This is a genomic window from Methylocystis sp. MJC1 (genome assembly GCF_026427715.1).
Lineage (GTDB): Bacteria > Pseudomonadota > Alphaproteobacteria > Rhizobiales > Beijerinckiaceae > Methylocystis.
In genome coordinates this window covers 2,945,001-2,967,555 of the sequence record NZ_CP107558.1, presented here as the reverse complement: position 1 = coordinate 2,967,555, position 22,555 = coordinate 2,945,001, and the positions used below count along the sequence as shown (strand labels likewise).

Below are 22,555 nucleotides of genomic sequence, written 5' to 3'. Positions count from 1 at the left end.
TTGGCGGCGGAAAGGCCCGGTTTGCGCCGGGCCTTTTGCATTGGATCAAGCAAAGCGTCGGGGCGCCACTCCAAAGCGATCTGTTCAAGCGACCGCCGTCAGCCGGCGCGCTCGTGGACGGGCTCGACAAGATCCACCACGCGATTGCCGAAGCCGGCGAGTGCTTCTCGTAGGGCAGCGATGTCGGCCTGGGAGGGCTGGGCGCCGGCGAGGCGTTGTTGGGCGCGCTCGGCGCGCAGCGCCTCATTGGCGCCCTGCAGCATGGCGTTGTCGGCGCGCGCGATCTCCAGCTTGTCGGCGCCCTCGCGCGCTTCCGCCCGCGCGGCGCGCAGGGCGTTTTCAAGGCGCTCGACCTCGTTCTCGCGGCGCTCCTTCTCGGCGGCGCCTTCGGCGCGCGCCTTGTCGCGCTCCTGGAGCAGCGTCTGTCGCTCGGCGCGCGTCTCTTCGAGTTCTTTCTGCGTCTTCTCCAAATCCTCGGCGAGGCCCGGGACGCGGTCAGCCTCGACGGATACGCCGGCGAATTCCTCCTTCATCGCGTCAAATTCACGCTGAAGCTGCGTGTTCTGTTCGTGCAGCGCGCCGATCTTGGCTTCATGCGCGACGACGCGGCTATATTGCGCCTCCTTCTCGCGGCCAAGCTCTTCCTTGTCGGATTCGAGCAGCCGCAGGCGCTCGACCCAACGATCGGCGCGCTCGGTCATCTCATGCAGCGCAAGCTCGGTGGAGCGCAAAAGGTCGGTGCGCTCGGCCAGGATCTTCTGCGACTCGCGCAGCCGCAATTCCATGTCGCGATTATCCGCCTCGGCTTTCTTGCGCGCCGTTTCCGCCTCGACGACGCGCGCGGCGTGGCGGCCGACGGCGGCGAGGTCGTCAGCTTTCGAGGCTTTCACCGCCTCCATCTCCTGCTCCAGCCGGCGCTCGCGCAGGGCGAAATCGGCGCGCAGCAGGTCGCGCTCGGCGATGACCTCCTCCATGGACATGGGGGCGAGCATTTGCAGCCGACGCATGGAAAGGCGCATGGCGCGCCGCCAGAAGGCCGGCAGGAAGAGAAGGGTAATGAGCCCGGCGACGAGAAAGCCGAGCGCGAAATACATCGCCTGTTCGATCAAGACGTCAACCTCGCGCCCCCATGGGACCTTCGGGCGGGATAACCGGGAGAGTGCCACGTCCCGCGTGTGAAATCAAAGCATCGCCGGCTTCGCTCAAACCGGCCCGCTGGCGCGCGTCTCATGGAAGAGCGCGTAGTCGATGATTGCCGCTCCGCTTTCGTCGGCGCCGAGGATGTCGACATATTCCTTCCCGACCGCCACCTCACAGAGCGGATAAGTCATGCGCGCGCGCAACGTCTGGCTCGATGTCTCGTCCTGGCCCTCAAAGATCAGGATGAGGCTGGCTTCGCTCTCAGCAAGGTCGTCCGATGACAGCCCGTGTAGCGGACTTGCCGCGTCGACGACATGCATGATTGTCCAGCTCAGCGAGAAAATTGGGCTCTCGTCGCGCGTCAGCGCGAGGCGATGGAAGCGGCGATAGAGCGCCCCCTCCGCCGAGCTTTCGAGCCGCAGGAGCCAAAGCTCGGCATTCGCGTCGAGGATCATATTATGGCGCTGATTGGCGAAGCGGATCATCAGCGTGGGCGCGCCGTTGAAATTTGCGAGGACCGGCGTGCGGGCGAAAAGGATGCGCGCGCGGGGCCGGGCGAAGCGGGTGAAGACCAGCCCCGTCGTCACCGCCAGCGCGCAGACGCCGATGAAGGCGCCGGCCGCCGCGAGGGCGTGGCCATAATAGGTGCGCGGATGCATGTCGCCATAGCCGACGGTGGCGAAGGTCTCCACGCTGAAGAAGAAGTAGTCGATGAAACTGCCGGGCCGGGCGTTGGCGATGGGGTCGTCGCCCAGCAAGTAAAGGCCCGTGAAGGCAAGGTTGAAGAGAACGAAGACAGCCGCCGCGGCCGCGAAAAAGGTCGGCCAGCGCGCCGTGACGGCGCGGTGATGCAGGTCGAGCCAGAAACTATGCCTGAGGCCAAGCGCGACGATGCGGTCGGCGGCGAGGCTTGCCCGACGCGAGCGGGCGCCGGTTTTCGCGGGAAGTTTGTCCGACGCGTCGAAGGGCAAGGGGCCCTCAGAAGGGGTTCCAGGTCGAATCCGGCGTGAACTTCAGATAGCCGAGCGCGACGCCGAGACGCGCGCCGACGCCCGAGCGCACCGGCATCACGACGACGTCCTCGTTATTTAGCGCGGTGAAGCCTAATCCGCCGACGAGATAGGCCGAGCCATTGACGCCCGCGTAGCGGCGGTAGATCGCCTCGACGTCGGGCAGGTTATAGACCAGCATCATGGTGCGGTCGCCGTCGGCGCCGGCGTCGAAGCCGATCGACGGACCCTGCCAATAGACGCGCTTCTGCCCGGCATTGCGCGTGAACATCGTGCCTTCGCCGTAACGCACCCCGCCGACGAAGGCGCCGCCGGCCTCCTGGCCGAGAATATAGGCGTTGGGCTTGCCCCATTGCTTGTTGGCGCGCTCCAGCCCTTCGGCGAGGCCGCGCGAGATGGAGCCGAAAAAGTGATGGCCGTTCTCGACGATCTCGCCGCTCGTATAGCTTTCGGGCCGCTGCACGGCGCGCGCGAGGGAGGGAAGCGCGGCGCTGGCCGCAGCGGCGGCGGCGAGACGGATGAGGTCGCGGCGGGAGGAAGACGAAACGCTCATGTTACTTGGACTCCAAAACGCGCATAACCGATGCTCGACGCCTCGGCGTCGAGTGCGGCCGTCGCGCGGCGCGAATGCGTCAGCCCAGCGGCGGCGTCGCCAGCTTGCGTAAAAGTCGCGCGACGTCGTTAAGAAAGCGTTGCGGATGCGGGGTCGCCCCAGACGATGAAGGGGCCGTTGCGATATTTTTCGCGCGACTTGTTGTATCGCAGCGGGGTACCCGAGGGATCGAGCACCACGCCGCCGGCGGCGCGTAAAATGGCGTCGCCGGCGGCCGTGTCCCATTCCATGGTCGGCCCGAAGCGGGGATAGACATCCGCTCTTCCCTCCGCCACTGCGCAGAACTTCAAGGACGAGCCGACAGACATGCGCTCTGCAACTGGAAGGCGGGCGACAAAGGCTTCCGTTTCCGGATCGAGATGGGACTTTGAGACGAGCGCGGTCATTCCCTGCGCTGGAGCCTTGCGCGTATGCAGGCGCCGCCAATCCTGCGACGCCGGCAGGGCGCCGCCGGGCGCGGCGTCGGCCATAAAGCTGTCGACGCCGCCGAACCACACTTTCGACCCGGCTGGCGCGGAGATGGCCCCGGCCACGGGCGCGCCGTCGACGACGAGCGCGAGATTGACGGTGAATTCCGGGCTGCGCGCAAGGAACTCGCGCGTGCCGTCGATTGGGTCGATGAGCAGGAAGGCCTCGCCGTGCGGCGCGGTCTCGCCGCGCGCCGCAGCTTCCTCGGCGATGATCGGCACGCCGGGAAGATCGCGGGCGAGCGCGGCCAGCAGATAGTCCTCGACCCGCTCGTCCGCTTCAGTCACAGGAGATTTGTCGTCCTTGAGGCGAGACTCGACATTGGGGCGCGCCAGCACCTCCATCGCCAGCGCGCCGGCGCCCACGACGAGATCGCCGAAAAGCCGCGCAAGTCCAGCGCGGTCAGTCGGCGAGAAAGTCGGCGTCGTCCAGTGATCGGTCATAAGACTATCCTTTAGTTTTTGTTTACGACCCGGACGCTTGCAATTTGCAATCTGCGCCGCCGCGGTTACCTTTCGAGAAAATTGAATGCGGTGATTCGTTCGCTTTTTCTTTGCTGACTCGCGGCAAAGGACTTCTGCAGCGCATCACGCAACCATCGCGCGCCCGCGCGCCAACGGGATAGCCCAATGACCCAGTTCTCGCTCGACGCCCTCGATCTCGCGGCCCTGCTGTCCTCGCGGGTCTGCCATGACGTGATCTCTCCCGTCGGCGCGATCGTCAACGGGCTCGAAGTGATGGAAGACAAGGATATGGACGCCGAGATGCGCAGTCATGCGCTGGCGCTCATCAAATCCAGCGCCGGCGAGGCTTCTGCGCGGCTGCAGTTCTGCCGCCTCGCCTTCGGCGCCGCCGGCTCCAAGGGCGCGTCGATCGATACGGGCGACGCCGAGCTTGTCACCCGCCAGCTTCTCGCCGACGAGCGCACCCAGCTCAACTGGAGCGTCCCGCGCGCGCTGATGTCGAAAAACAAGGTCAAGCTGCTGCTCAATCTATGCTTGATGGCGGACGCGACCATCCCGCGCGGCGGCGTGATCTCGGTTTCCTCGTCCGGCGACGAGGAAAACGTTTCCTTCAAGATCGAGGCCAAGGGGACGAACGCCCGTCTTGCCGCCACGATCCCCGCCTTGCTCGCGGGCGAGACGGAAGAAGGGTCGCTCGATGCGCGCGCGATCCAGCCCTATTACGCGGGTCTCGTCGCCAAGGCCTGCGGGCTGGATGTGACCGTGGCAGCCGAGCCGGAGCTCGTGACGATCGAAGCCAAGCCCGCAGCCGTCAGCGCCGCGTCGCAGGAGCCGCAGAGCGCGGTCGCGTAACAGCGCGCTGCAAGGTTCGAGATGGGATTTCGCTTCTTTTAACCCCTCTTGCCGATACTGCGCCCATTCGCCGCAATGGTCGGCGAGGGGCGCGGCATGGACGATCTGCTCAAGGATTTTCTTCAGGAGGCGACAGAGCACATCGACGCGACGTCGGTGGAGCTGCTGCGTTTCGAGAAGGATCAGACAGACCCGGCCCTCGTCGCCAGCCTTTTCCGCCACATCCACACCATCAAGGGGTCGAGCGGCTTTCTGAGCCTGCCGCGCGTTGCGCGGCTGACCCACGCCACGGAGACGTTGATCGGGCGGCTTCGCGACGGCGCGACGGCGACCTCCGCTCATGTGTCGCTGATTCTTGCTGCGGTCGACCGCCTGTCGATGTTGCTTCTCGAAATCGCCCGCAACGAGGTCGAGCCCGAAGGGGACGACAGGGCGTTGTTGGTGCAGCTGGAGCAGGGCGCCGCAAGCCTTCGACCAAAAGAGACGCTTGCGTCGCACGACGCCAAGCTGCCCGCCACGCCGCCGCAGGGGACGAGCCCGGCGGAAAATATTTCCGGCCTCGGCGTCGCCCGGCTGAGCGATACGGTGCGCGTGTCGGTCGGCGTGCTCGACCGATTGGTGGGGATCGTCTCGGAGCTGGTGTTGACCCGCAACCAGCTTCTCGAACTCTCGAGCGCCGGCGACGACGAAATCATAAAGGCCGCCGTGCAGAGCCTGTCGAGTGTCACCGGCGACCTGCAGGACGCGGTGATGCAGGTGCGCATGCAGCCGGTCGAGCGGCTTTTCGCGACGCTGCCGCGCCTCGTGCGCGACCTGTCCCTCGAGCTCGGTAAGAAGATCGAACTCGTCACGCTCGGCGGCGACACGGAGCTGGATCGCCAGGTCATCGAGCTCATCCGCGCGCCGCTCACGCATATCATCCGCAACGCGGCGGATCATGGGATCGAGACAGGCGCAGAGCGTCTGGCGCTCGGCAAGCCGGAAGCCGGCCGAATTCGCGTCAGCGCGACTTACGACGCAGGACAGATCACTATCGAAATCAAGGATGACGGCCGCGGCCTCGATCGCGACGCCATCAAGGCGAAGGCGAGCGCGCTGGGGCTCGCCACGAAAGAGTCGCTCGCACGGATGAACGACGCCGACATTTTCGAATTCGTGATGCTGCCCGGCTTTTCGACGGCGCCGAGCATTACGAAAATCTCGGGCCGCGGCGTCGGCATGGATGTCGTGCGCGCCAATATCCAGTCGATCGGCGGCGCGGTTTTCATCAATTCGGCGGCGGGCAAGGGCTCGACCGTCATTTTGCGCATTCCGCTGACGCTCGCCATCGCGCCGGCGCTGATCCTATCTTGCGGCCGTTCCCGCTTCGCCGTCCTGCAAATGGCGGTGATCGAGGTTGTCGGCGTCGGCGAAGGCTTCGACCACCAAATTCAACTGATCCACAACGCGCCCGTCTTGCGCCTGCGCGGCGACGCGCTGCCCCTGGTCGATCTCGCGGAAGTTCTCGACCTCCATGCGCCGGACAATGCGTCGCGGCGCGACGGCTACGCCGTCATCCTCCGCGTGGGCGGAGTGCGGTTCGGCCTTCTGGTCGAAACCATCGCGGATGTTCAGGAGATCGTCATCGAGCCGCTCGCCGGACCGCTCGCGCGCATCGGGGTCTTCTCCGGCCAGACGATTCTCGGCGACGGCGGCGTCGCGCTGATCCTCGATCCTGCGGCGATCATGGAAACCGTGGGCCTCGACAACCTTGCCGCGCCGGCGCGCCCGGCGCTCGTCGCGCCACCCGCGCCCGAGCGCGAGAAGACACGGATCATTCTGCTGCGCGCAGGCGGCGGACCCTTGAAGGCCTTGCCGCTGTCGCTCGTCATGCGCATCGAGGAAGTGACCGCCGACTGCTTTGTCGCTTCAGGCGATGGCTACGCGATGCTCTACGAAAAACGGCTATTGCCGATCTTTCCGGCGGCGGGTGGCATGCAGCTCGACGCTTCGCGCGCTTATCCCATCCTCGTTCTTGCGGGGGCCGGGCAGGCGATCGGGCTCTTCGTCGAGGAAGTTATCGACGTGCTCGAGGAAGAATTATCCTTCCAGAAGAAAAGCGCCGATCCGAGAATCATCGGCACGGTGAGCATAAACGGCCAGATCGTCGAGGTGCTCGACGTCGCGCATTTCATCGAGACCGCCGATCCGGGCATACTGACGCGCGGGATCAATAAGCGGCCGCGAATCCTGCTTGTCGATGACAAGCAATTCTTCCGCGACATGCTGGCGCCTGTCCTGCTCGCGGCCGGCTATGACGTGACGACGGCGGCCTCCGGCCATGAGGCGCTCGACCTCGTCGAAGGCGGGCTGCGCATCGACGCGGCCGTGACCGACATCGATATGCCCGACATGGACGGTTATGCGCTGGCGCGCGCCTTGTTGCAGGCGCCGGGGCGCGTGGATTTGCCCGTCGTCGCGCTCGCCCCGCAAAAGACGGCGAAATGCCTGGAGGCCGCGGCTCTCTGTGGCGTGCGCGCCCTCGTCGGTAAATTCGACAGGCGGGCGCTGGTCGAAACGCTCGGGGCGCTGCTCGACGGCGTCGCCGCTTCGGGCGAACATATCGAGCGGCGCATCATGGCGGAGGCGGCGGCATGACCTTCGACGTCGCGGACTTCAGCTACAGCCGCGAGCGCGCCACGCCCGCCGTGGCGCAAAGCCGTCATTTCGTGATCAGGGTGCGCGGCCAGACCGTGGGCCTCCCGGTCGAACACGTAAAGACGGTTTTCTACATCGATAATCTCACGCCTGTGCCGCTTGCGCCGCGCGAGGTCGCCGGGCTGACGAATTTGCGCGGCCGTATCGTGACGGCCCTTTATCTCGATCGCTGTCTGTGGCTCGACGAAGCAATTGACCGCTCCAACGGCCTCGCTGTCGGGATCGAGCATGATGGCGAGGAATATGCGCTGCTCGTCGAGGCGACGGAAGACGTCGTCGCGACGAGTGAAACCGATCTTATCGCCTGCCCGGCGCATATCGATCCGCGTCTCGCGGAGATGGTGGCAGGCTGCTATCGCTTGAACGACGGCTTTCTGTCTGTCCTCGACGTCGAAGCTTTGCTGCGGCGTGTCGCAAAATTGAGCGAGACGCCGCGTCGGCGCGATGGAAGACAAGGCAATTCCAATAAGTCAAATGCAGGAGCAAGCTGAGATGAAACAAGTTCTCGTCGTGGACGACTCCGCCGTGATCCGCAAGGTCGCGCGTCGCATTCTCGAAGGATTGCATTTCCGCACCAGCGAGGCGCCGGACGGCAAGACCGCGCTTGCGGAATGCGAGAAGTCCATGCCGGACGCCATTCTGCTCGACTGGAACATGCCGGAGATGGACGGCTTCGAATTTCTCTGCGCGCTGCGCAAAATGCCGGGCGGCGCGGCGCCGAAGGTCGTCTTCTGCACCACGGAAAACGAAGTGGGACATATCGCCCGCGCCATGCATGCGGGCGCCGACGAATATATCATGAAGCCCTTCGACCAGAATATCGTGCGTTCTAAATTCGAGGAAATCGGCCTCGTCTGAGTTACGGGTTTGGGTAGGCGCTTGTGTTGGCGTTTCTCGTGCAAAGGCGTTCGTTAGATGCGTCATTTTTTTGTGTCTTCACGAAATCCGCTTGATTGTTTGGGCGCTCGCGAAGCGAGCGATCGCGAATCCAGAACGCTGTCATTGCGAGCGAAGCGAAGCAATCCAGGGCCGTCGCGGGGGGCTGGATTGCTTCGTCGCTACGCTCCTCGCAATGACGGCGGTGGGCGCCATGGAGTTTTGCTGCCCGCCTTCGCGAGGAGGGCGTGCGCATGAGTCTCGCCTTTGCGCGCTTTCGCCGTCAGATCGCTCTTGCCACCGGCATCGCTTTCGGCGCGGACAAGCAGTATCTCGTCGAAAGCCGCTTGGCGCCTGTCATGCGGGCGCATGGCCTTGCCGACTTCGCCGATCTCGTTGACGCTTTCGAGCGCGGTGATAATGACCCGCTGATGCGCGACGTCATCGACGCGCTGACCACCAATGAAACCTTCTTTTACCGCGATCGAACGCCGTTCGAGAATTTCAGGACGCAGCTTCTTCCGAGCCTGCTTGTCTCGCGCGCGAAAGAGCGTCGGCTGCGTTTCTGGTGCGCCGCCTGCTCGACCGGTCAGGAAGCCTATTCGCTCGCGATGCTACTGGAAAACGAGGCGGCGGCGCTGCGCGGCTGGAGGCTCGATATTCTCGCCACCGATCTCTCGACGCGCGCCGTCGAGACGGCGCGCAATGGACGCTACAGCCAATTCGAAGTGCAGCGGGGCCTTTCGACGAACCTTCTATTGCGTCACTTCCACCGCGCCGGCGCAAGCTGGCGCGTGAACGAACATCTACGCGCGCGCATCGACTTTCGCGATTTCAGCTTGCTTTCCGATTATGCGGCGCTCGGCGCCTTCGATGTCATCTTCTGCCGCAATGTTTTGATGTATTTCGAGCCGGAAACGAAGCGCGCCGTGCTCGCGCGCCTTGCCGGCGCGTTGAACGAGAGCGGGTACCTGTTCCTCGGCGCCTCGGAGACGGCCGCCGAGGCTAACGCCTTTTTCTCGCAGACAACGCCCGATGGCATTTGGCAAACGCGCCGTCGGGCGCAGCCGCAGTTGCGCCTGGCTTGAGAAGGGTTTGCGATGGGGCTTTGTTATTAGCGGCGGTCTGATAGACTGACACGGAATCCAGGATAAGCCACCGTCGTCATTGCGAGGAGCGCAGCGACGAAGCAATCCAGGGCCTCGATGTGGCTCTGGATTGCTTCGCTTCGCTCGCAATGACGGGGCGGTTTTGCTCTGGCCGCCGCGCAAAAAGAAAAGGCCACGTCCGCCGGGACATGGCCTTTTTCTTAGCCGCTTCGATGATCGTCAGGCGGTGATGCGCTCGTCGGCTTCGCTCGGCTCGCGCAGCACATAGCCGCGGCCCCAGACCGTTTCGATGTAATTGCGGCCGTCGCTGGCGTTGGCGAGCTTCTTGCGCAACTTGCAGATGAAGACGTCGATGATCTTGAGCTCCGGCTCGTCCATGCCGCCGTAGAGATGATTGAGGAACATCTCTTTGGTCAGCGTTGTGCCCTTGCGCAGCGAAAGGAGCTCGAGCATCTGATATTCCTTGCCGGTCAGATGCACGCGAGCGCCGCCCACTTCGACGGTCTTCTGGTCGAGATTGACGATGAGATCGCCCGTGGTGATGACCGACTGCGCATGGCCCTTGGAGCGGCGGACGATGGCGTGAATGCGGGCGACGAGCTCGTCCTTGTGGAAGGGCTTGGTCAGATAGTCGTCGGCGCCGAAGCCGAGACCCTTTACCTTGTCTTCGATGCCGGCGAGGCCGGAGAGAATGAGGATGGGGGTCTTCACCTTCGCGACGCGCAGATGGCGCAGGACCTCATAACCCGACATGTCGGGGAGGTTCAGATCGAGAAGGATGATGTCGTAATCGTAGAGCTTGCCGAGGTCGATGCCTTCTTCGCCGAGATCCGTCGTGTAGACGTTGAAATTCTCGGATTTGAGCATGAGCTCGATGCTTTGAGCCGTCGCGCTGTCGTCTTCGATTAATAAAACGCGCATGTTGGTTCCCCACCGAGCTCCATCGAATTGATCGCGTGCGCCCATGGGCGCACGTCGGTCACGGACCAGCCCCCTGGTCCTGCGACTCTTCCCGTCTAGGTTCTGACGGTAAGCGGAATTGGTTAATAAACCTTCACTTGCGCCCGCAATGCGGCCCGAAATCTTAATCCGGGCACTGAACGGGGAACGCGCCACGCAACTGGAGAGAAGGCTTTGAGACAGAAGCGAATCACTCGCCTCTCCCAATCTATACGCCGCCGTGAGTCGGGCGCGCAAAGGTAAAAGTTTGCATTGGATGGGATTTGCGCGGCGCCCGAGCGGCGACGAAACGTCGCGCCCGGCTCCAGCTTCGACGACACCCGCGTTTTTGTCCCGGCGCCGCTTGGGGAAGAGCGGCGTTGTCGGGAGAGGCGCTGTTTTTCGCAGTGCGGCGAAGTCGACAATCCAGGGCAACACCAGCGCCGTCATTGCGAACAAAGCGAAGCAATCCAGGGCCGCAATGGCTGCCCCGGATTGCTTCGTCGGCTTCGCCTCCTCGCAATGACGAAGGGCGGCTAGTTTGACTCCGGTTTCCCGGTCAGGCCCTTGGCCTGCCTGGAAGTGGGTCGCCGCCTCAATCGTTATCCGTGTCCCACTGCGGCATGAGGATGATGCAGTTGGGATTGAAGCCCGCCTTCTGCAGGACGTCGATCTTGCCCGCCACTTTGTCGGCCTGGAGATCGATCACGGTCACCGAGCCGTCGTTCATGTCCGGCAGGTTGAGCAGGCTGTTCTGGACGAAGGCGTAGCGGCGGTCCGGCGAGAAGACGAAATGATGCGCGCCCGCCGCGGCCGGGATCGAGGCGAGGAGCTTCGGCTGCGTGGGCTCGGCAATGTCGAAGATATTGAGCGCGCCGGGTTTGGCGGTCGTCACATAGAGCCGGTCGCCCGTCTCGTTGAACTCCATTTCGAGCGGCACGCCCTGGCCGATCGCCGAAAAGTCGTAGGCCTTGGCGAGGTCGAAAGACTTGTCCGCCTCTTTCCAGGCGGCGCTCCACAGCGTCCCGCCGAGCATATTGGTGACAAAGGCCGTCTGCGGAGCCCGCTTGGGCGCGAAGGCGGTCTCGACCGGCGCCTCGGCGGCGGGCGAGGGCTTTTGAGAGACTTTCTGAGTGGCGAGGAGCTTTCCGCTCGACGCCTGCACGAGCGTGATGGTTTCGCCCGCTTTAGAGAAGTCCGCCGGGTCGACCGTGCTCGTCACGACGAGGAGATCGAGGCTCTCGTTCAGCGTCAGCCCGTGAGGATGTTCGATGAAGGGGCGCGGGGGCTCGCCGGCGGCGGGCTTGGGCGCGCCGATGACGGCGAGCGTCCGGTTGGTTTGCGCGTCGCCCATGATGACATTGCTTGAGCCCATGCAGCTCAAGAACCAGCGCTTGCGATCCGAGGTGAAGACCATGTCTTCGCCGACCTTGCAGTCGGGGACGGGAAACATTTCCGGGTCAGCCGGAAATTTATTGATGTCGTAAACCGCGATCGCCGAGCGTCCGAGCGAGGTCGCATAAACTTTGGTGCGGTCTCTGTTGAAATAGATGTGATGGGCGACGAAGTCGGGCGGCAGCGGCGCGTCCTTGACGATCTTGTTGAAATTCGGCGACGCGGGGTCGATGTCGATGATCGCCACGCCTTCGCTTCGGGGCGAGACGCCGGGTTTCGTCTCATAATTGAGCGCAGCCAGGATCTCCGATTGCGCGGGCGCGGCGGCGAAGGCTGTCAGCGCGCAGAAAAAGGCGGCTGTTCTTTTCATTTGTTTCTCTCCCTTTGGTATTAGACCGGTCGTCTATCTTGTGTTGACGAAAAGATCGGGTGGCTGCCTCCTTGTGAAACTAGGTCAGGCCCCGCAATAACCGAGGAGCGTTTCCTCGATGAAGGCGTGGAGCGGCGCAGCGGATTGTTCGATCTTCATGCGCAACATGGCCCCCTGCCAGCCGTCGATCAGCAGATCGGCCATGGCGCGGGTCGATCGGTCCTTGCGCGCGACCCCCTCTGTCTGCGCACGCGCCAACCCCTCGGCGAGAAGATCGCGATAGTGATCGACGCCCTGCTTCAACGCCGCGCGCGAAGCGGGGCTCGCGTCTGCGATTTCCCCCATGAGATTGCCGAGCAGACAGCCGCCCTTGAAGCCATTGGCTTCCAGCTCGCCGGCGAGCTCCCGAAAATAGGCGGCGAGGGCGTCGAGCCCGTTCTTCCCCGGCTCGCGCAGGCGCTCGCCCACACGGCGCAGGAAGGGCGCGAGATAATGCGCGATCGCCTCGGTGCCGAACGCCTCCTTGCTCTCGAAATAATAATAGAAGGAGCCCTTCGGCACTTGCGCGGCCTTGAGGATGTCGGCGAGGCCGGCGCCGCGATAGCCGTTCATCAGCATCAGCGCGACGCCATGGTCGAGCAGGCGCTTGCGGGTTTCGTCGGTATTCTTGCGATCTGACATGGTGATGATTATTAGACCGGTCGTCTACAATGTCAAATGGCCGGGCTGCGCGCCTTCGGCGCGCAGCAAGAATGCAAGCCTGAATGTTCTCGCGGTCTCTCGGCAAACCTCCGAGGCGGCCTCGTCCTTCGAGACGCGAGCGCCGCTCGCTCCTCATGATGGGGTCTAAGTGTTTGGCGCAGATGCAAAAGCCCCTCATGCCGAGGAGCCTGCGCAGCAGGCGTCTCGAAGGGCGAGGGGCGCCGGCGCCGCTTTGTCAGCGGCCTGAGCAAGCTTGGCTCGCGGTCCTGTGACGCCTCTGGATTTGTCCGAAAACGGACGGCGGCGTCATTGACTTGCGCTGAGCCTTTCTCCTATATGCGACCCGCGGCGCCGCTCCGAGAGGGGCGGCGTCAAATCTGTTTTGCCGTCCCGTGATCGGCGGTCCCCTGCGCTTTTCGAGCGCGGCGGGAAGGAAAAGCGGGCAGGGCGTATCGGAAGGCGGGCCAAGGCCGGAGGGGCCGCGGTTCGCAAGCGGAGATATTCGGTGAAAAGAACCTATCAACCCAGCAAAATCGTGCGCAAGCGCCGTCACGGCTTCCGCGCCCGCATGGCCACCGTTGGCGGCCGCGCCGTCATCGCTGCCCGCCGCGCCCGCGGCCGCAAGCGCCTCTCGGCCTGATAGGGCTTCTCGCGATCGACGGAACAGGCGGACGGCTGAAATGACGACCGACGCCCCCGTCGAATCGCAAAAGCCCGAGAAAAAGCTGGCGCGTCTGCGCCGGCGCCAGGATTTCGTGCGTGCGTCGAAGACCGGCGCGCGCTTTTCGGCGCGCTTGTTCACGCTTCAGATGGCGGGGCAGGGCGGGCCGGAAGAGACGGTCTCTCCAGCGGAGGCTCGTTTCGGCTTCACTGTCACCAAGAAGGTCGCAGGAGCCGTCGGGCGCAATCGAATCCGCCGCCGTCTCAAGGAGGCGCTCCGGATCAGCGGAGACCTTGGCGCGCGGCCCGGCCGCGATTACGTGTTCGTCGCCCGGCGAGGGGCGCTAGACGCGCCATTCGTCGAAATCGTCAGTCAGATGGCCCAAGGCTTCGCGCGGCTCGATGAGCGCAGCGCCGCGAAGGCCCGGCCTAAACAGAAAGACAGGCCTGCCGCGTCATGACGGAAAACACCAAAAACATGCTCGTGGCCGCGGCGCTCTCGATGATCTTCATCGGCCTGTGGGACTATTTCTACGCCTTTCCGGAGATGGAGCGGCAACGCCAGGCGCAGGTCGAGCAGCAGCGGATGGCCAAGATCCCGAAGCTCGGCGCCCCCGATAAGGCCGGCGCCGCTGCGCCGATCAAGCTGGCCCGCACCCGCGACGAGGCGCTCGCCGAAAGCCCGCGCATCGCCGTCGACACGCGCACGATCTCCGGCTCGATCGCCCTCAAGGGCGGCCGCATCGACGACGTGTCTCTCAAGAACTATCGTCAGACCGTCGATCCGACGAGCCCGATCATCACGCTGCTCTCGCCGGAAAACGCGCCGGGCGCCTATTACGCCGAGCTCGGCTATCTGACCGGCGAAACCGAAAACGCGCCGGCGCTGCCGACGACCGAGACGGTCTGGACGGCCGACACGGATAAGCTCACCTCCGCCAAGCCGGTGACGCTCACCTGGGACAATGGCCAGGGCCTTGTCTTCAAGCGCGTCATTTCGGTCGACGACGAGTATCTCTTCACGATCAAGGACAGCGTCGAGAACAAGTCCGCCAAGCCGGCGCCGCTCTACACCTTCTCGCGCGTCATCCGCGTCGGCCGCCCGCCGTCCGCCGGCTACGCCGCCCTGCATGAAGGCTATGTCGGGGTGATCGGCGATCAGGCGGAAGAGCTCAACTACGACAAGATCGAGAAAGAGCCCAATTACACCAAGACCTTCAAGGGCGTCGGCGGCTGGGTCGGCTTCACCGACAAATATTGGGGTGCGGTTGTCGCGCCGGACCAGAACACCGCTTTCGAGGCCCGCTATATGGCCATGGGCGGCGCCAACAAGACCTATCAGGCTGACACAGTCAGCGAGCCGAAGACGATCGAGCCCGGCGCCAGCGCCGAGACGACGACCTATGTCTTCGCCGGCGCCAAGGAAATCGACACGCTCGACGCCTATAAGGCCAATCCGGGCCTGAAGCGCTTCGATCTGCTGATCGACTGGGGCTGGTTCTACTTCATCACGCGACCAATGTTCCGCCTGATCGACTTCCTCTACAAGCTGTTCGGCAATTTTGGCGTCGCGATCCTGGCGGTGACGGTCATCGTGAAGCTCGCCTTCCTGCCGCTCGCCAACAAGAGCTATCAGTCGATCGCCAAGATGAAGGAAATTCAGCCGAAGATCAAAGAGCTGAAAGAGAAGTTCGGCGACGACAAGCACGCCTTCAACATGGCGCAGATGGAGCTCTACAAGCGGGAGAAGGTCAATCCCGCGAGTGGCTGTCTGCCCGTACTGCTGCAGATCCCGGTGTTCTTCTCGCTCTATAAGGTGCTCGTCGTGACGATCGAGATGCGTCACGCGCCCTTCTTCGGCTGGATCAGGGACCTCTCGGCGCCGGACCCGACCAATATCTTCAATCTCTTCGGCCTGCTGCCCTTCGATCCGACCCACATCGCCTTCTTCGGGCCCTATCTGGCGCTCGGCGTCTGGCCGCTGGTCATGGGCGTGACCATGTGGCTGCAGATGAAGATGAACCCGGAGCCGACCGACGAAATCCAGAAGACCATGTTCGCCTGGATGCCGGTGATGTTCACCTTCACCATGGGCGGCTTCGCCTCGGGCCTGGTCATCTATTGGTCGTGGAACAATCTGCTGTCGATCACTCAGCAGGGCGTGATCATGAAGCGCGCCGGCGTGAAGTTCGAACTGTGGGACAATCTGCGCAAGACCTTCGGGCAGGCTTAAACCGGATGGACCGCGCGCCGTCGGGCGCGCATTGAGGCGAGCCTGAAGGCGCGCGGTCCGCTCGGCGCCCTCCCGGTGGCTTTTGAAGGCTAGACCGTCATGGCCGGGCTTGTCCCGGCCATCCACGCCGAGGGGCTCGGCCTAGCTGGATGGGTATCGCTAAGGGTTAAGCGCCCGCAGGCTTGGCTTCCCTCGCGCCGTGTTCCAACACTGGCCCAGCTTTCGCCGTCATCCGCCCGGCGTGGATGGCCGGGACAAGCCCGGCCATGACGAGGTCGGCGATGTGCCGTAAAGGAGAGATGGGGGCTCGAGAGGTCGGAAATTCTTCCGATCGCTTCTGGCCGGCCGCCGAACGCCATGACTGACTTTCTCGAAGACGGCCGCCTTCTGTTCGCTGGCCCTTGCGACTTCATCTTCGCCAGCGCCAAGGCGGGCGATCTGCCGCCGCTTGGGCCGCCCGAGATCGCCTTCGCCGGCCGCTCCAATGTCGGCAAATCCTCGCTGCTCAATGCGCTGACCAATCGCAAGACGCTCGCGCGCGTCTCGCATACGCCAGGGCGCACCCAACAGCTCAATTTCTTTGCGCTTGGCGGGCAGCCCGGCGCCGAGCGGCTGCGGCTCGTGGACATGCCCGGCTATGGCTATGCGGCCGTGAGCAAGGAAAAAGTTGCGAGCTGGGGCGCGCTGATGCGCGATTATCTGAGAGGCCGCGCCTCGCTCGCGCGCGTCTTCGTGCTCGTCGACGGGCGGCGCGGCGTCAAGCCCGTGGACGAGGAGATGTTCGATCTCCTCGATAAATCTGCTGTCTCCTATCAGGTCGTTCTCACCAAGCACGACGAGCTGAAGGTCTCGGAGCGCGCCGCCGTCGTCGCCGCGACCACCGAGGCGCTGTCCAAGCGCCCGGCGGCCTATCCGGAGATCATCTTCACCTCCTCGCAAACGGGGGAGGGGATTCCGGCGCTGCGCGGCGCCGTCGCCCAGCTTCTGGCTGAGCGGGGGGCTTGAATATGAAGGATCGAACGGGCTAGGTCGCAGCGCCCCCTCCCCAGCCCTCCCCCGCATTGCGGGAGAGGGAGCAGATTCGGGGCCTCATCGGCAATTCAGGATGGCCGGTCGTGAGCGTCCCCTTTCCGAAACGGGAGGGACTGGGAGGGACGGAACAGCGCAAACGACCGGGGAAATTCCCATGACCGCGACCACTGAAAGCGCGCTCGAACAGGCCCGCATCCTCATGCAGGCGTTGCCGCATATGTTGCGCTACGACGAGGCAATTGTTGTCGTGAAATATGGCGGCCACGCCATGGGCGACGACGAGGTCGCGCGCAATTTCTCCCGCGACATGGTGCTGCTCGAGCAGTCCGGCGTGAATCCCGTCGTCGTGCACGGCGGCGGACCGCAGATCGGCTCCATGCTGAATAGGCTCGGCGTCGAATCGCGATTCGCCGACGGCCTGCGCATCACCGACGGCGAGACGATGGGCATCGTCGAAATGGTACTCGCGGGGTCGATCAACAAGCAGATCGTCGGCTACATCAATTCCGAAGGCGGCCGCGCCATCGGCCTGACCGGCAAGGACGGCCGCATGCTCACGGCGAAGAAGCTCGAACGCTCGGACGGCGTCGATCTCGGCTATGTCGGCGAGCCCGACAAGGTCGACACCACGGTTCTCGACCAGGTGCTCGGCCGCGAGCTCATCCCCGTGCTGGCGCCTGTCGCGCAGGGGCCGGGCGGCGCGAGCTTCAATGTCAATGCCGATACATTCGCGGGCGCCATCGCCGGCGCGCTCGGCGCCAAGCGCCTGCTGTTCCTGACCGACGTTCCCGGCGTGCTGGATAAAAACAAGGAGCTCATCCGCGAGCTGAAGGTCGCCGACATCCCAGGCCTCATCGCCGAGGGCACGATCACCGGGGGCATGATCCCCAAGGTCGAGACCTGCATGTATGCGATCGAGCGCGGCGTCGAGGGCGTGGTGATCCTCGACGGCAAGCTGCCGCATGCGGTGCTGATCGAACTGCTGACCGACCACGGCGCCGGCACGCTGATCACGCGCTAGGGGCCCATGAGGTTATGTCCCTCTCCCCGCTCGCGGGGAGAGGTTAGGTGAGGGGCGAGGCGATTAGCTGAGATGCTGATCGCGGTGTGAGGGAATTGAGTGCGCCCGTGACGAAACCCCCGGCCCCTCACCCCAACCCTCTCCCCGCTAGCGGGGAGAGGGGGCTACGCGATCGCTTCTCCCACATCGACACATGGGTGTTCGATCTCGACAACACTCTCTATCCGCAGACGGCCGACCTCTGGCCCAAGATCGATGCGCGCATCACGCTATTCATGATGCGCCTCTTCGGCCTCGACGCCATCTCGCTGCGCGCTTTGCAAAAACATTACTATCTGCGCTACGGCACGACGCTGCGCGGCCTGATGATCGAGCACGAAGTCGAGGCCGAAACCTATCTCGAATTCGTCCACGACATCGATCGTTCGTCGCTCGAACATAATCATTCGCTGGCGGAAGCCGTCGCCGCTTTGCCAGGCCGCAAGCTCATCCTGACGAATGGCTCGCGCCATCATGCGATCGCGACCGCCAAACAGTTGGGGATCGACCATCTCTTCGAAGATATTTTCGACATCATCGCTGCCGATTTCATCGCCAAGCCGGAGGAGGCCGCCTATGAGCGTTTCTTCGAGCGGCTGAAGGTCGAGCCAAGACGCGCGGTGTTTTTCGAGGATATTCCGCGCAATCTCCTCGTGCCGCACAGGCGCGGGATGACGACGGTGCTTGTTCTTCCGGGCGCGGGGGAGGCGGTCGAGCGCGAGGCCTGGGAGGTCGCGCGCGGCGACGAGCCTCATGTCGATTTCGTCACCGACGACCTCGTGGGCTTTCTCGAAGCGCTCGTCGCTGACACTTAACCGTCATCCGGGCGACACTGCTCTGTCTTGGCCATTGCTTAGGCCTCCAGCCGCCGGCTGCGTCGATCGTACGGGCCGATGGATGGAGAGCCCACAATGAAAAAATTCTTTTCCGCCGCCTTGCTTGCGGCCCTATGCGCCGCGCAGGCGCCCGCGCTCGCCGAAGAGCGCGACGAGCACGAAGATTCCGCCCGCAAGACGATCGCCGTCTTCGGCGACTGGCCTTACAACAAGCTGCTGATCGACAACGCGAAGCTGCTGATCGAGTCGGTCAATAAGGACCAGGACGTCAGCCTCGTCATGCATCTCGGCGACATTCACTCTGGCAGCATGCCCTGCACCAGCGCCGGCATCCTGCCGCCGGTTCCGGCGTCCGATCCGGGCTACAATCAGAAGATTTTCTCTTTCTTCCAGCAGTTCAAGTCGCCGGTCGTCTATACGCCGGGCGACAATGAGTGGACCGACTGCCATCGCACCAAGGAGGCCACGAGCGCGCCGCTCAATGAAATCGCCTCGATCCGCACCCTGTTTTTCTCACGTCCCGGCCACACGCTCGGGCTCACCGACAAGACCGTCTACACCCAGGCCGAGAAGTTCGACCCGAACTTCCCCAAGGACGCGCAATATGTCGAGAACGTGCTGTGGTCGGACGCGCGCGTGATGTTCCTCACCCTGAACATGCCAGGCTCGAATAACGACAAGAACGCCTGGACGAATGGTTTCGAAGGCCCCGCGCATCAGCAGGAAATCGCCGACCGCACGGCCGCGGCGATTCGCTGGCTCAATACGGCCTTCCAATTCGCCATGCGCTATCACATGAGGGGCGTCGTGATCGGCATTCAGGCCGATATGTGGGACCACTTCGCGGCGGCGCCCGGCGGCGACGGACTCGACGGCTATACGGGCTTCGTGAATGAGCTGGCGCGCCTCAGCGTCGCCTTCGGCAAGCCGGTGCTGCTGCTCAACGGCGACTCGCATATCTTCACGGTCGACAAGCCTCTCGCCGATCCGACGAGCGCCACGGGCCAGATCCACAAGACCATTCCCGTGCCGAATCTGACCCGCGTCACCGTGCAGGGTTCGACCGTCGCGCCGGCGGAATGGCTGAAGCTGACGATCGATCCCCGCTCGGCCAATCTCTTCAGCTGGCAGAATGTGCCCTTCTGCAAAGACCCGCTGACGAGCTGCCAGTAAGGTTGAAGAAACCCCATAGGCCTGCGTCTATGGGGCTATTTCCGAGGCGGCCGCGCCCTTCGAGACGGGCGCTTCGCGCCCTCCTCAGGGTGAGGCCTAAGTGTCTGGCGTAAAATAAAAAAGCCCCTCATGCTGAGGAGCCTGCGGAGCAGGCGTCTCGAAGCGCGAGGGGCGTCAACGCCACTCGATTCAGAGAAAACTAGGAGAAGTTCATCATCGCCAGATCCGTCCCGTGCGGGCGCGCGCCTGCGGCGGTGAGCATCGCGTGAACCTGCCCGCGATGGTGGGTCTGGTGATTGAAGATGTGAACCACGGCAAGTTGCTTGGGCTTGGTGATCGTGCGCTGAAGCAGGCCCGAATACCAGGCGAGCTCTCCCTCGAGCGCCGCAGCGTCGAGGCTGTCCGCCCAGTCGATCAGCCGCAAGTCGGTTTGTTCGCGGTCGGCCTTCAACGCCGCCCATTCGGCGCGAAACGCGTTCGAGTCATCCAGGCTACACTCCGGCTGCGGCCCCCCCGCGAAGCGGCTGAGCCACATATGATCCCCCCAGAGCAAATGATTGAGCGTCGCATGGATCGATTTGAAGAAAGCGCCCCGGTCCTTGCGCCGCTCTTCGTCGGATAGGGCGTCAGCGGCGGAATAGAGGTTTTGGTTCTGCCATTGATTGTAGCGCGCCATCGTTCGCGCAAAGGATGGGTCGATCATCGGCTTGCCTTTCTCGTGAATCAAAATCGCCTTTTCGCTGCCTCCTCTTTGCAAGGCGCGCCGGCGTCCGCGTCAAGAGCAAGGCGCGGCTTTGCGACTGGCGCGAGAGTTGACTCCCCCCGCCATGCGCCTACAACCCGGCCCAGCTTTCTCCACCCATGAGACCTTCATGCCGCACACCGGATTAGAAACCCTCATCACCGCCGCCTTCGAGGATCGCGCCAATATCACCGCCGAGACCCAGGGCGATATCCGCCGCGCCGTCGACAGCGCGCTGCGCCTGCTCGACGCCGGCAAGCTGCGCGTCGCGGAGAAGATCGAGGGCAAGGAGGGGCCGGACTCCTGGCAGGTCAATCAATGGCTCAAGAAGGCCGTGTTGCTCTCCTTCCGTCTCAACGACATGGCGGTGATCGCGGGCGGGCCCGGCGGCGCCACCTGGTGGGACAAGGTGCCTTCCAAATTCGTCGGCTGGGGCGCGGGCGAGCATAGCGCGGCGGGCTTCCGCTCCGTGCCGGGCGCGATCGTGCGCCATTCGGCCTATGTCGCGCCGGGGGCGATCCTGATGCCGTCCTTCGTGAATCTCGGCGCCTATGTCGACGCCGGGACGATGGTCGACACCTGGGTGACGGTCGGCTCCTGCGCGCAGATCGGCAAGAACGTCCATCTCTCCGGCGGCGTCGGCATCGGCGGCGTGCTGGAGCCGCTGCAGGCAAATCCGACTATCATCGAGGACGACTGCTTCATCGGCGCGCGCTCGGAGGTCGTCGAGGGCGTCGTCGTCGGGAAGGGCTCGGTTTTGTCGATGGGCGTCTTCATCGGCGCCTCGACCAAGATCATCGATCGCGCCACGGGCAAGATCTATACGGGCTATGTGCCGCCTTACTCGGTCGTCGTTTCGGGGAGCCTGCCCGGCAAGCCGCTGCCGAATGGCGAGCCCGGCCCCTCGCTCTATTGCGCCGTCATCGTCAAGACGGTCGACGCCCAGACGCGCTCCAAGACCGGCATCAACGAGCTTCTGAGGGACTGATGGCCATCGACGCCGAGCGCATCCGCTTCCTCTACCGCACCGAGCAGGGGCGCCTCGACCGCGCCACATGGCTCAAGGGCGCGGGCGCGCTGGCGGCGGTGATTGCGCCTTTCTTCCTCATCTGGCTCGCGCTCTCGCCCTATACGGAGCACGATCTCGCCAAGGACCCGTTCTTCGTGCCGATGACCGCTGTGGCTTACAGCTTTGTCATCGTCTACGCCTTTGCGATCCTGCTCGTCGCGGTCTGCTATGTGAACCTCTCCGCCAAGCGCTTCCGCGACCTCGGCCTTCCCGCGCCGGTCGCGCTCGCGGGCCTCGCGCCGCTCGTCGCGCTGATCGACGGCGCGACCCGTTGGCTGCAGCCGCGCGTCGCGGAGGTGATGCCGATCTATTGGGTCTGGGGCGTTGACGCCGTGCTCATTGGGGTGATCGCCTGGTCCGTGTATGAGCTGGGGTTCAAGGAAGCGCGCGCAGCGTGAGCTTTCTTGACAACCGGCAGGGAGAGGCCGACCTTTTTGTCCATGCCGAATCCTGTCCAAATCGACGCGGAATGGGACGACGAGGCGCGCGTCTGGATCGCGACAAGCGACGATGCGCCGGGCCTCGTCGTCGAGGCGGAAACCTGGCAGGCTATGATCGACGACGTGCGGGTCATTTTGCCGGGTCTGCTCGGCCTGAACGAGGGCTTTTCCGGCGACCTTGCGCTGACATTTCGCGCCGAAACGCGCCTCGCGCTCGCCTGCGGCTGATGGCGCGCCGAACGACTTTGTCATTCCCGACGCTCGCGAAGCGAGCGATCGGGAATCCAGAGCAACATCAGCGCCATCGCGGCTCTGGCTTCCCGGTCGGGCCTCCAGCCCCCGGGAAATGACGCCCCCAGGCGAGCTGTTCGAGTTGAAACATCTGCCGAAGGCTTTCTGATATGCCCCTCTCTCGCGCCGTTTCCCTCTCCCGCGATCTCATCCGCTGCCCTTCGGTCACGCCCGCCGACGCCGGCGCGCTCGATATAGTGGCGCGCGAATTGAAAACGGCCGGTTTCGAGACGCATCGGCTGCGCTTCACCGAGCCCGGCACGCCGGACGTCGATAATCTCTTCGCAAAAATAGGCGCCGGCGCCCCGCATTTGGTCTTCGCCGGCCACACCGATGTGGTGCCCGCCGGCGACGTCGCGCGTTGGAGCGCAGACCCTTTCGCGG

24 protein-coding genes (1 of these 24 running past the window's edge) are annotated in these 22,555 nt (G+C 64.1%); 16 read left to right on the top strand and 8 right to left on the bottom strand.

Annotation, left to right across the window (positions count from 1 at the left end; all coding sequences use genetic code 11):
• Window positions 1-98 precede the first annotated feature (98 nt).
• The 4 genes from OGR47_RS14330 to cysQ form a co-directional block, all read right to left on the bottom strand.
• Window positions 99-1,109 carry a hypothetical protein gene (locus tag OGR47_RS14330; protein WP_246729715.1) on the bottom strand — a complete coding sequence of 337 codons (1,011 nt, stop codon included), beginning with the start codon at window positions 1,107-1,109 and terminating at the stop codon, window positions 99-101.
• Between the two features lie 93 nt (window positions 1,110-1,202).
• On the bottom strand, window positions 1,203-2,111 hold the full coding sequence (locus OGR47_RS14325) for an ion channel (protein ID WP_165052910.1): 909 nt from the start codon (window positions 2,109-2,111) through the stop codon (window positions 1,203-1,205).
• Between the two features lie 7 nt (window positions 2,112-2,118).
• Window positions 2,119-2,703 carry a DUF1134 domain-containing protein gene (locus OGR47_RS14320; protein ID WP_165052908.1) on the bottom strand — a complete coding sequence of 195 codons (585 nt, stop codon included), beginning with the start codon at window positions 2,701-2,703 and terminating at the stop codon, window positions 2,119-2,121.
• Window positions 2,704-2,831: 128 nt separating this feature from the next.
• Window positions 2,832-3,674 (bottom strand): 3'(2'),5'-bisphosphate nucleotidase CysQ, encoded by an 843-nt coding sequence (cysQ, locus tag OGR47_RS14315; protein WP_165052906.1) that lies wholly within the window; start codon window positions 3,672-3,674, stop codon window positions 2,832-2,834.
• Window positions 3,675-3,860: 186 nt separating this feature from the next.
• Between cysQ and chpT the strand changes: the two genes are divergently transcribed.
• The 5 genes from chpT to OGR47_RS14290 all read left to right on the top strand — a co-directional run bounded on the left by chpT (window position 3,861) and on the right by OGR47_RS14290 (window position 9,208).
• On the top strand, window positions 3,861-4,547 hold the full coding sequence (chpT, locus tag OGR47_RS14310; protein ID WP_165052904.1) for a histidine phosphotransferase ChpT: 687 nt from the start codon (window positions 3,861-3,863) through the stop codon (window positions 4,545-4,547).
• A gap of 96 nt (window positions 4,548-4,643) precedes the next feature.
• Complete coding sequence (locus tag OGR47_RS14305) at window positions 4,644-7,184, top strand: hybrid sensor histidine kinase/response regulator (RefSeq protein WP_165052902.1); 2,541 nt, start codon at window positions 4,644-4,646, stop codon at window positions 7,182-7,184.
• Window positions 7,181-7,735 carry a chemotaxis protein CheW gene (locus OGR47_RS14300; protein WP_165052900.1) on the top strand — a complete coding sequence of 185 codons (555 nt, stop codon included), beginning with the start codon at window positions 7,181-7,183 and terminating at the stop codon, window positions 7,733-7,735. The genes OGR47_RS14305 and OGR47_RS14300 overlap by 4 nt, the downstream gene beginning before the upstream one ends.
• A 1-nt stretch (window position 7,736) precedes the next feature.
• Entirely contained in the window at window positions 7,737-8,102 is a 366-nt protein-coding gene (locus OGR47_RS14295; protein WP_165052898.1) for a response regulator, read from the top strand.
• Window positions 8,103-8,374: 272 nt separating this feature from the next.
• Window positions 8,375-9,208, top strand: coding sequence for a CheR family methyltransferase (locus OGR47_RS14290; protein WP_165052895.1), 834 nt, complete (start codon window positions 8,375-8,377; stop codon window positions 9,206-9,208).
• A 240-nt stretch (window positions 9,209-9,448) separates the two neighbouring features.
• On the opposite strand, the gene ctrA is transcribed toward OGR47_RS14290, so the two are convergent.
• From ctrA to OGR47_RS14275, 3 genes are all read right to left on the bottom strand, one after another.
• On the bottom strand, window positions 9,449-10,150 hold the full coding sequence (gene ctrA / locus OGR47_RS14285; RefSeq protein ID WP_165052893.1) for a response regulator transcription factor CtrA: 702 nt from the start codon (window positions 10,148-10,150) through the stop codon (window positions 9,449-9,451).
• Window positions 10,151-10,763: 613 nt separating this feature from the next.
• On the bottom strand, window positions 10,764-11,933 hold the full coding sequence (locus OGR47_RS14280) for a YncE family protein (RefSeq protein WP_165052891.1): 1,170 nt from the start codon (window positions 11,931-11,933) through the stop codon (window positions 10,764-10,766).
• 84 nt (window positions 11,934-12,017) lie between these two features.
• The gene (locus OGR47_RS14275) at window positions 12,018-12,614 is read right to left on the bottom strand and encodes a TetR/AcrR family transcriptional regulator (RefSeq protein WP_165052889.1); all 597 of its coding nucleotides are present in this window, start codon (window positions 12,612-12,614) and stop codon (window positions 12,018-12,020) included.
• Window positions 12,615-13,140: 526 nt separating this feature from the next.
• Here OGR47_RS14275 and rpmH point away from each other — a divergent pair.
• The 7 genes from rpmH to OGR47_RS14240 all read left to right on the top strand — a co-directional run bounded on the left by rpmH (window position 13,141) and on the right by OGR47_RS14240 (window position 19,629).
• Window positions 13,141-13,275, top strand: a complete 135-nt coding sequence (gene rpmH / locus OGR47_RS14270) for a 50S ribosomal protein L34 (RefSeq protein WP_165052887.1) — start codon at window positions 13,141-13,143, stop codon at window positions 13,273-13,275.
• Between the two features lie 40 nt (window positions 13,276-13,315).
• Entirely contained in the window at window positions 13,316-13,756 is a 441-nt protein-coding gene (gene rnpA / locus OGR47_RS14265) for a ribonuclease P protein component (RefSeq protein ID WP_165052884.1), read from the top strand.
• Window positions 13,753-15,528: a membrane protein insertase YidC gene (yidC, locus tag OGR47_RS14260; protein ID WP_165052882.1), complete on the top strand. Its 1,776-nt coding sequence runs from the start codon at window positions 13,753-13,755 to the stop codon at window positions 15,526-15,528. Before rnpA ends, yidC begins: the two co-directional genes overlap by 4 nt.
• Window positions 15,529-15,885: 357 nt before the next feature.
• Complete coding sequence (gene yihA, locus OGR47_RS14255) at window positions 15,886-16,533, top strand: ribosome biogenesis GTP-binding protein YihA/YsxC (protein WP_165052880.1); 648 nt, start codon at window positions 15,886-15,888, stop codon at window positions 16,531-16,533.
• A gap of 181 nt (window positions 16,534-16,714) precedes the next feature.
• Window positions 16,715-17,581 carry an acetylglutamate kinase gene (gene argB / locus OGR47_RS14250; protein ID WP_165052878.1) on the top strand — a complete coding sequence of 289 codons (867 nt, stop codon included), beginning with the start codon at window positions 16,715-16,717 and terminating at the stop codon, window positions 17,579-17,581.
• 107 nt (window positions 17,582-17,688) lie between these two features.
• Entirely contained in the window at window positions 17,689-18,435 is a 747-nt protein-coding gene (locus tag OGR47_RS14245; protein ID WP_371824429.1) for a pyrimidine 5'-nucleotidase, read from the top strand.
• Between the two features lie 96 nt (window positions 18,436-18,531).
• Window positions 18,532-19,629 carry a metallophosphoesterase gene (locus tag OGR47_RS14240; RefSeq protein ID WP_165052875.1) on the top strand — a complete coding sequence of 366 codons (1,098 nt, stop codon included), beginning with the start codon at window positions 18,532-18,534 and terminating at the stop codon, window positions 19,627-19,629.
• A gap of 199 nt (window positions 19,630-19,828) precedes the next feature.
• Here OGR47_RS14240 and OGR47_RS14235 read toward each other — a convergent pair whose 3' ends face one another.
• Window positions 19,829-20,332: a DinB family protein gene (locus tag OGR47_RS14235; RefSeq protein ID WP_165053272.1), complete on the bottom strand. Its 504-nt coding sequence runs from the start codon at window positions 20,330-20,332 to the stop codon at window positions 19,829-19,831.
• A gap of 169 nt (window positions 20,333-20,501) precedes the next feature.
• On the opposite strand from OGR47_RS14235, the gene dapD reads away from it, so the two are divergent.
• From dapD to dapE, 4 genes are all read left to right on the top strand, one after another.
• Window positions 20,502-21,359, top strand: coding sequence for a 2,3,4,5-tetrahydropyridine-2,6-dicarboxylate N-succinyltransferase (gene dapD, locus OGR47_RS14230; RefSeq protein ID WP_165053269.1), 858 nt, complete (start codon window positions 20,502-20,504; stop codon window positions 21,357-21,359).
• Window positions 21,359-21,838: a hypothetical protein gene (locus OGR47_RS14225; RefSeq protein WP_165052873.1), complete on the top strand. Its 480-nt coding sequence runs from the start codon at window positions 21,359-21,361 to the stop codon at window positions 21,836-21,838. Before dapD ends, OGR47_RS14225 begins: the two co-directional genes overlap by 1 nt.
• A gap of 42 nt (window positions 21,839-21,880) precedes the next feature.
• Entirely contained in the window at window positions 21,881-22,108 is a 228-nt protein-coding gene (locus OGR47_RS14220) for a DUF1902 domain-containing protein (protein ID WP_165053266.1), read from the top strand.
• 173 nt (window positions 22,109-22,281) lie between these two features.
• Window positions 22,282-22,555, top strand: the 5' portion of a protein-coding gene (gene dapE, locus OGR47_RS14215) for a succinyl-diaminopimelate desuccinylase (RefSeq protein WP_165052871.1). 884 nt of this gene lie beyond the right edge of the window; the window shows 274 of its 1,158 coding nt (coding positions 1-274); it begins with the start codon at window positions 22,282-22,284; its stop codon lies beyond the right edge, outside the window.

Bases quoted from the DNA above. Each gene is read 5' to 3' on its own strand.
- dapD (WP_165053269.1), top strand. From the start codon at position 20,502: ATGCCGCACACCGGATTAGAAACCCTCATCACCGCCGCCTTCGAGGAT.
- OGR47_RS14240 (WP_165052875.1), top strand. From the start codon at position 18,532: ATGAAAAAATTCTTTTCCGCCGCCTTGCTTGCGGCCCTATGCGCCGCG.
- OGR47_RS14220 (WP_165053266.1), top strand. From the start codon at position 21,881: ATGCCGAATCCTGTCCAAATCGACGCGGAATGGGACGACGAGGCGCGC.
- OGR47_RS14320 (WP_165052908.1), bottom strand. From the start codon at position 2,703: ATGAGCGTTTCGTCTTCCTCCCGCCGCGACCTCATCCGTCTCGCCGCC.
- OGR47_RS14235 (WP_165053272.1), bottom strand. From the start codon at position 20,332: ATGATCGACCCATCCTTTGCGCGAACGATGGCGCGCTACAATCAATGG.
- rnpA (WP_165052884.1), top strand. From the start codon at position 13,316: ATGACGACCGACGCCCCCGTCGAATCGCAAAAGCCCGAGAAAAAGCTG.
- chpT (WP_165052904.1), top strand. From the start codon at position 3,861: ATGACCCAGTTCTCGCTCGACGCCCTCGATCTCGCGGCCCTGCTGTCC.
- OGR47_RS14280 (WP_165052891.1), bottom strand. From the start codon at position 11,933: ATGAAAAGAACAGCCGCCTTTTTCTGCGCGCTGACAGCCTTCGCCGCC.
- OGR47_RS14300 (WP_165052900.1), top strand. From the start codon at position 7,181: ATGACCTTCGACGTCGCGGACTTCAGCTACAGCCGCGAGCGCGCCACG.
- cysQ (WP_165052906.1), bottom strand. From the start codon at position 3,674: ATGACCGATCACTGGACGACGCCGACTTTCTCGCCGACTGACCGCGCT.
- argB (WP_165052878.1), top strand. From the start codon at position 16,715: ATGACCGCGACCACTGAAAGCGCGCTCGAACAGGCCCGCATCCTCATG.
- OGR47_RS14290 (WP_165052895.1), top strand. From the start codon at position 8,375: ATGAGTCTCGCCTTTGCGCGCTTTCGCCGTCAGATCGCTCTTGCCACC.
- ctrA (WP_165052893.1), bottom strand. From the start codon at position 10,150: ATGCGCGTTTTATTAATCGAAGACGACAGCGCGACGGCTCAAAGCATC.
- OGR47_RS14225 (WP_165052873.1), top strand. From the start codon at position 21,359: ATGGCCATCGACGCCGAGCGCATCCGCTTCCTCTACCGCACCGAGCAG.
- yihA (WP_165052880.1), top strand. From the start codon at position 15,886: ATGACTGACTTTCTCGAAGACGGCCGCCTTCTGTTCGCTGGCCCTTGC.
- OGR47_RS14305 (WP_165052902.1), top strand. From the start codon at position 4,644: ATGGACGATCTGCTCAAGGATTTTCTTCAGGAGGCGACAGAGCACATC.
- OGR47_RS14275 (WP_165052889.1), bottom strand. From the start codon at position 12,614: ATGTCAGATCGCAAGAATACCGACGAAACCCGCAAGCGCCTGCTCGAC.
- yidC (WP_165052882.1), top strand. From the start codon at position 13,753: ATGACGGAAAACACCAAAAACATGCTCGTGGCCGCGGCGCTCTCGATG.
- OGR47_RS14295 (WP_165052898.1), top strand. From the start codon at position 7,737: ATGAAACAAGTTCTCGTCGTGGACGACTCCGCCGTGATCCGCAAGGTC.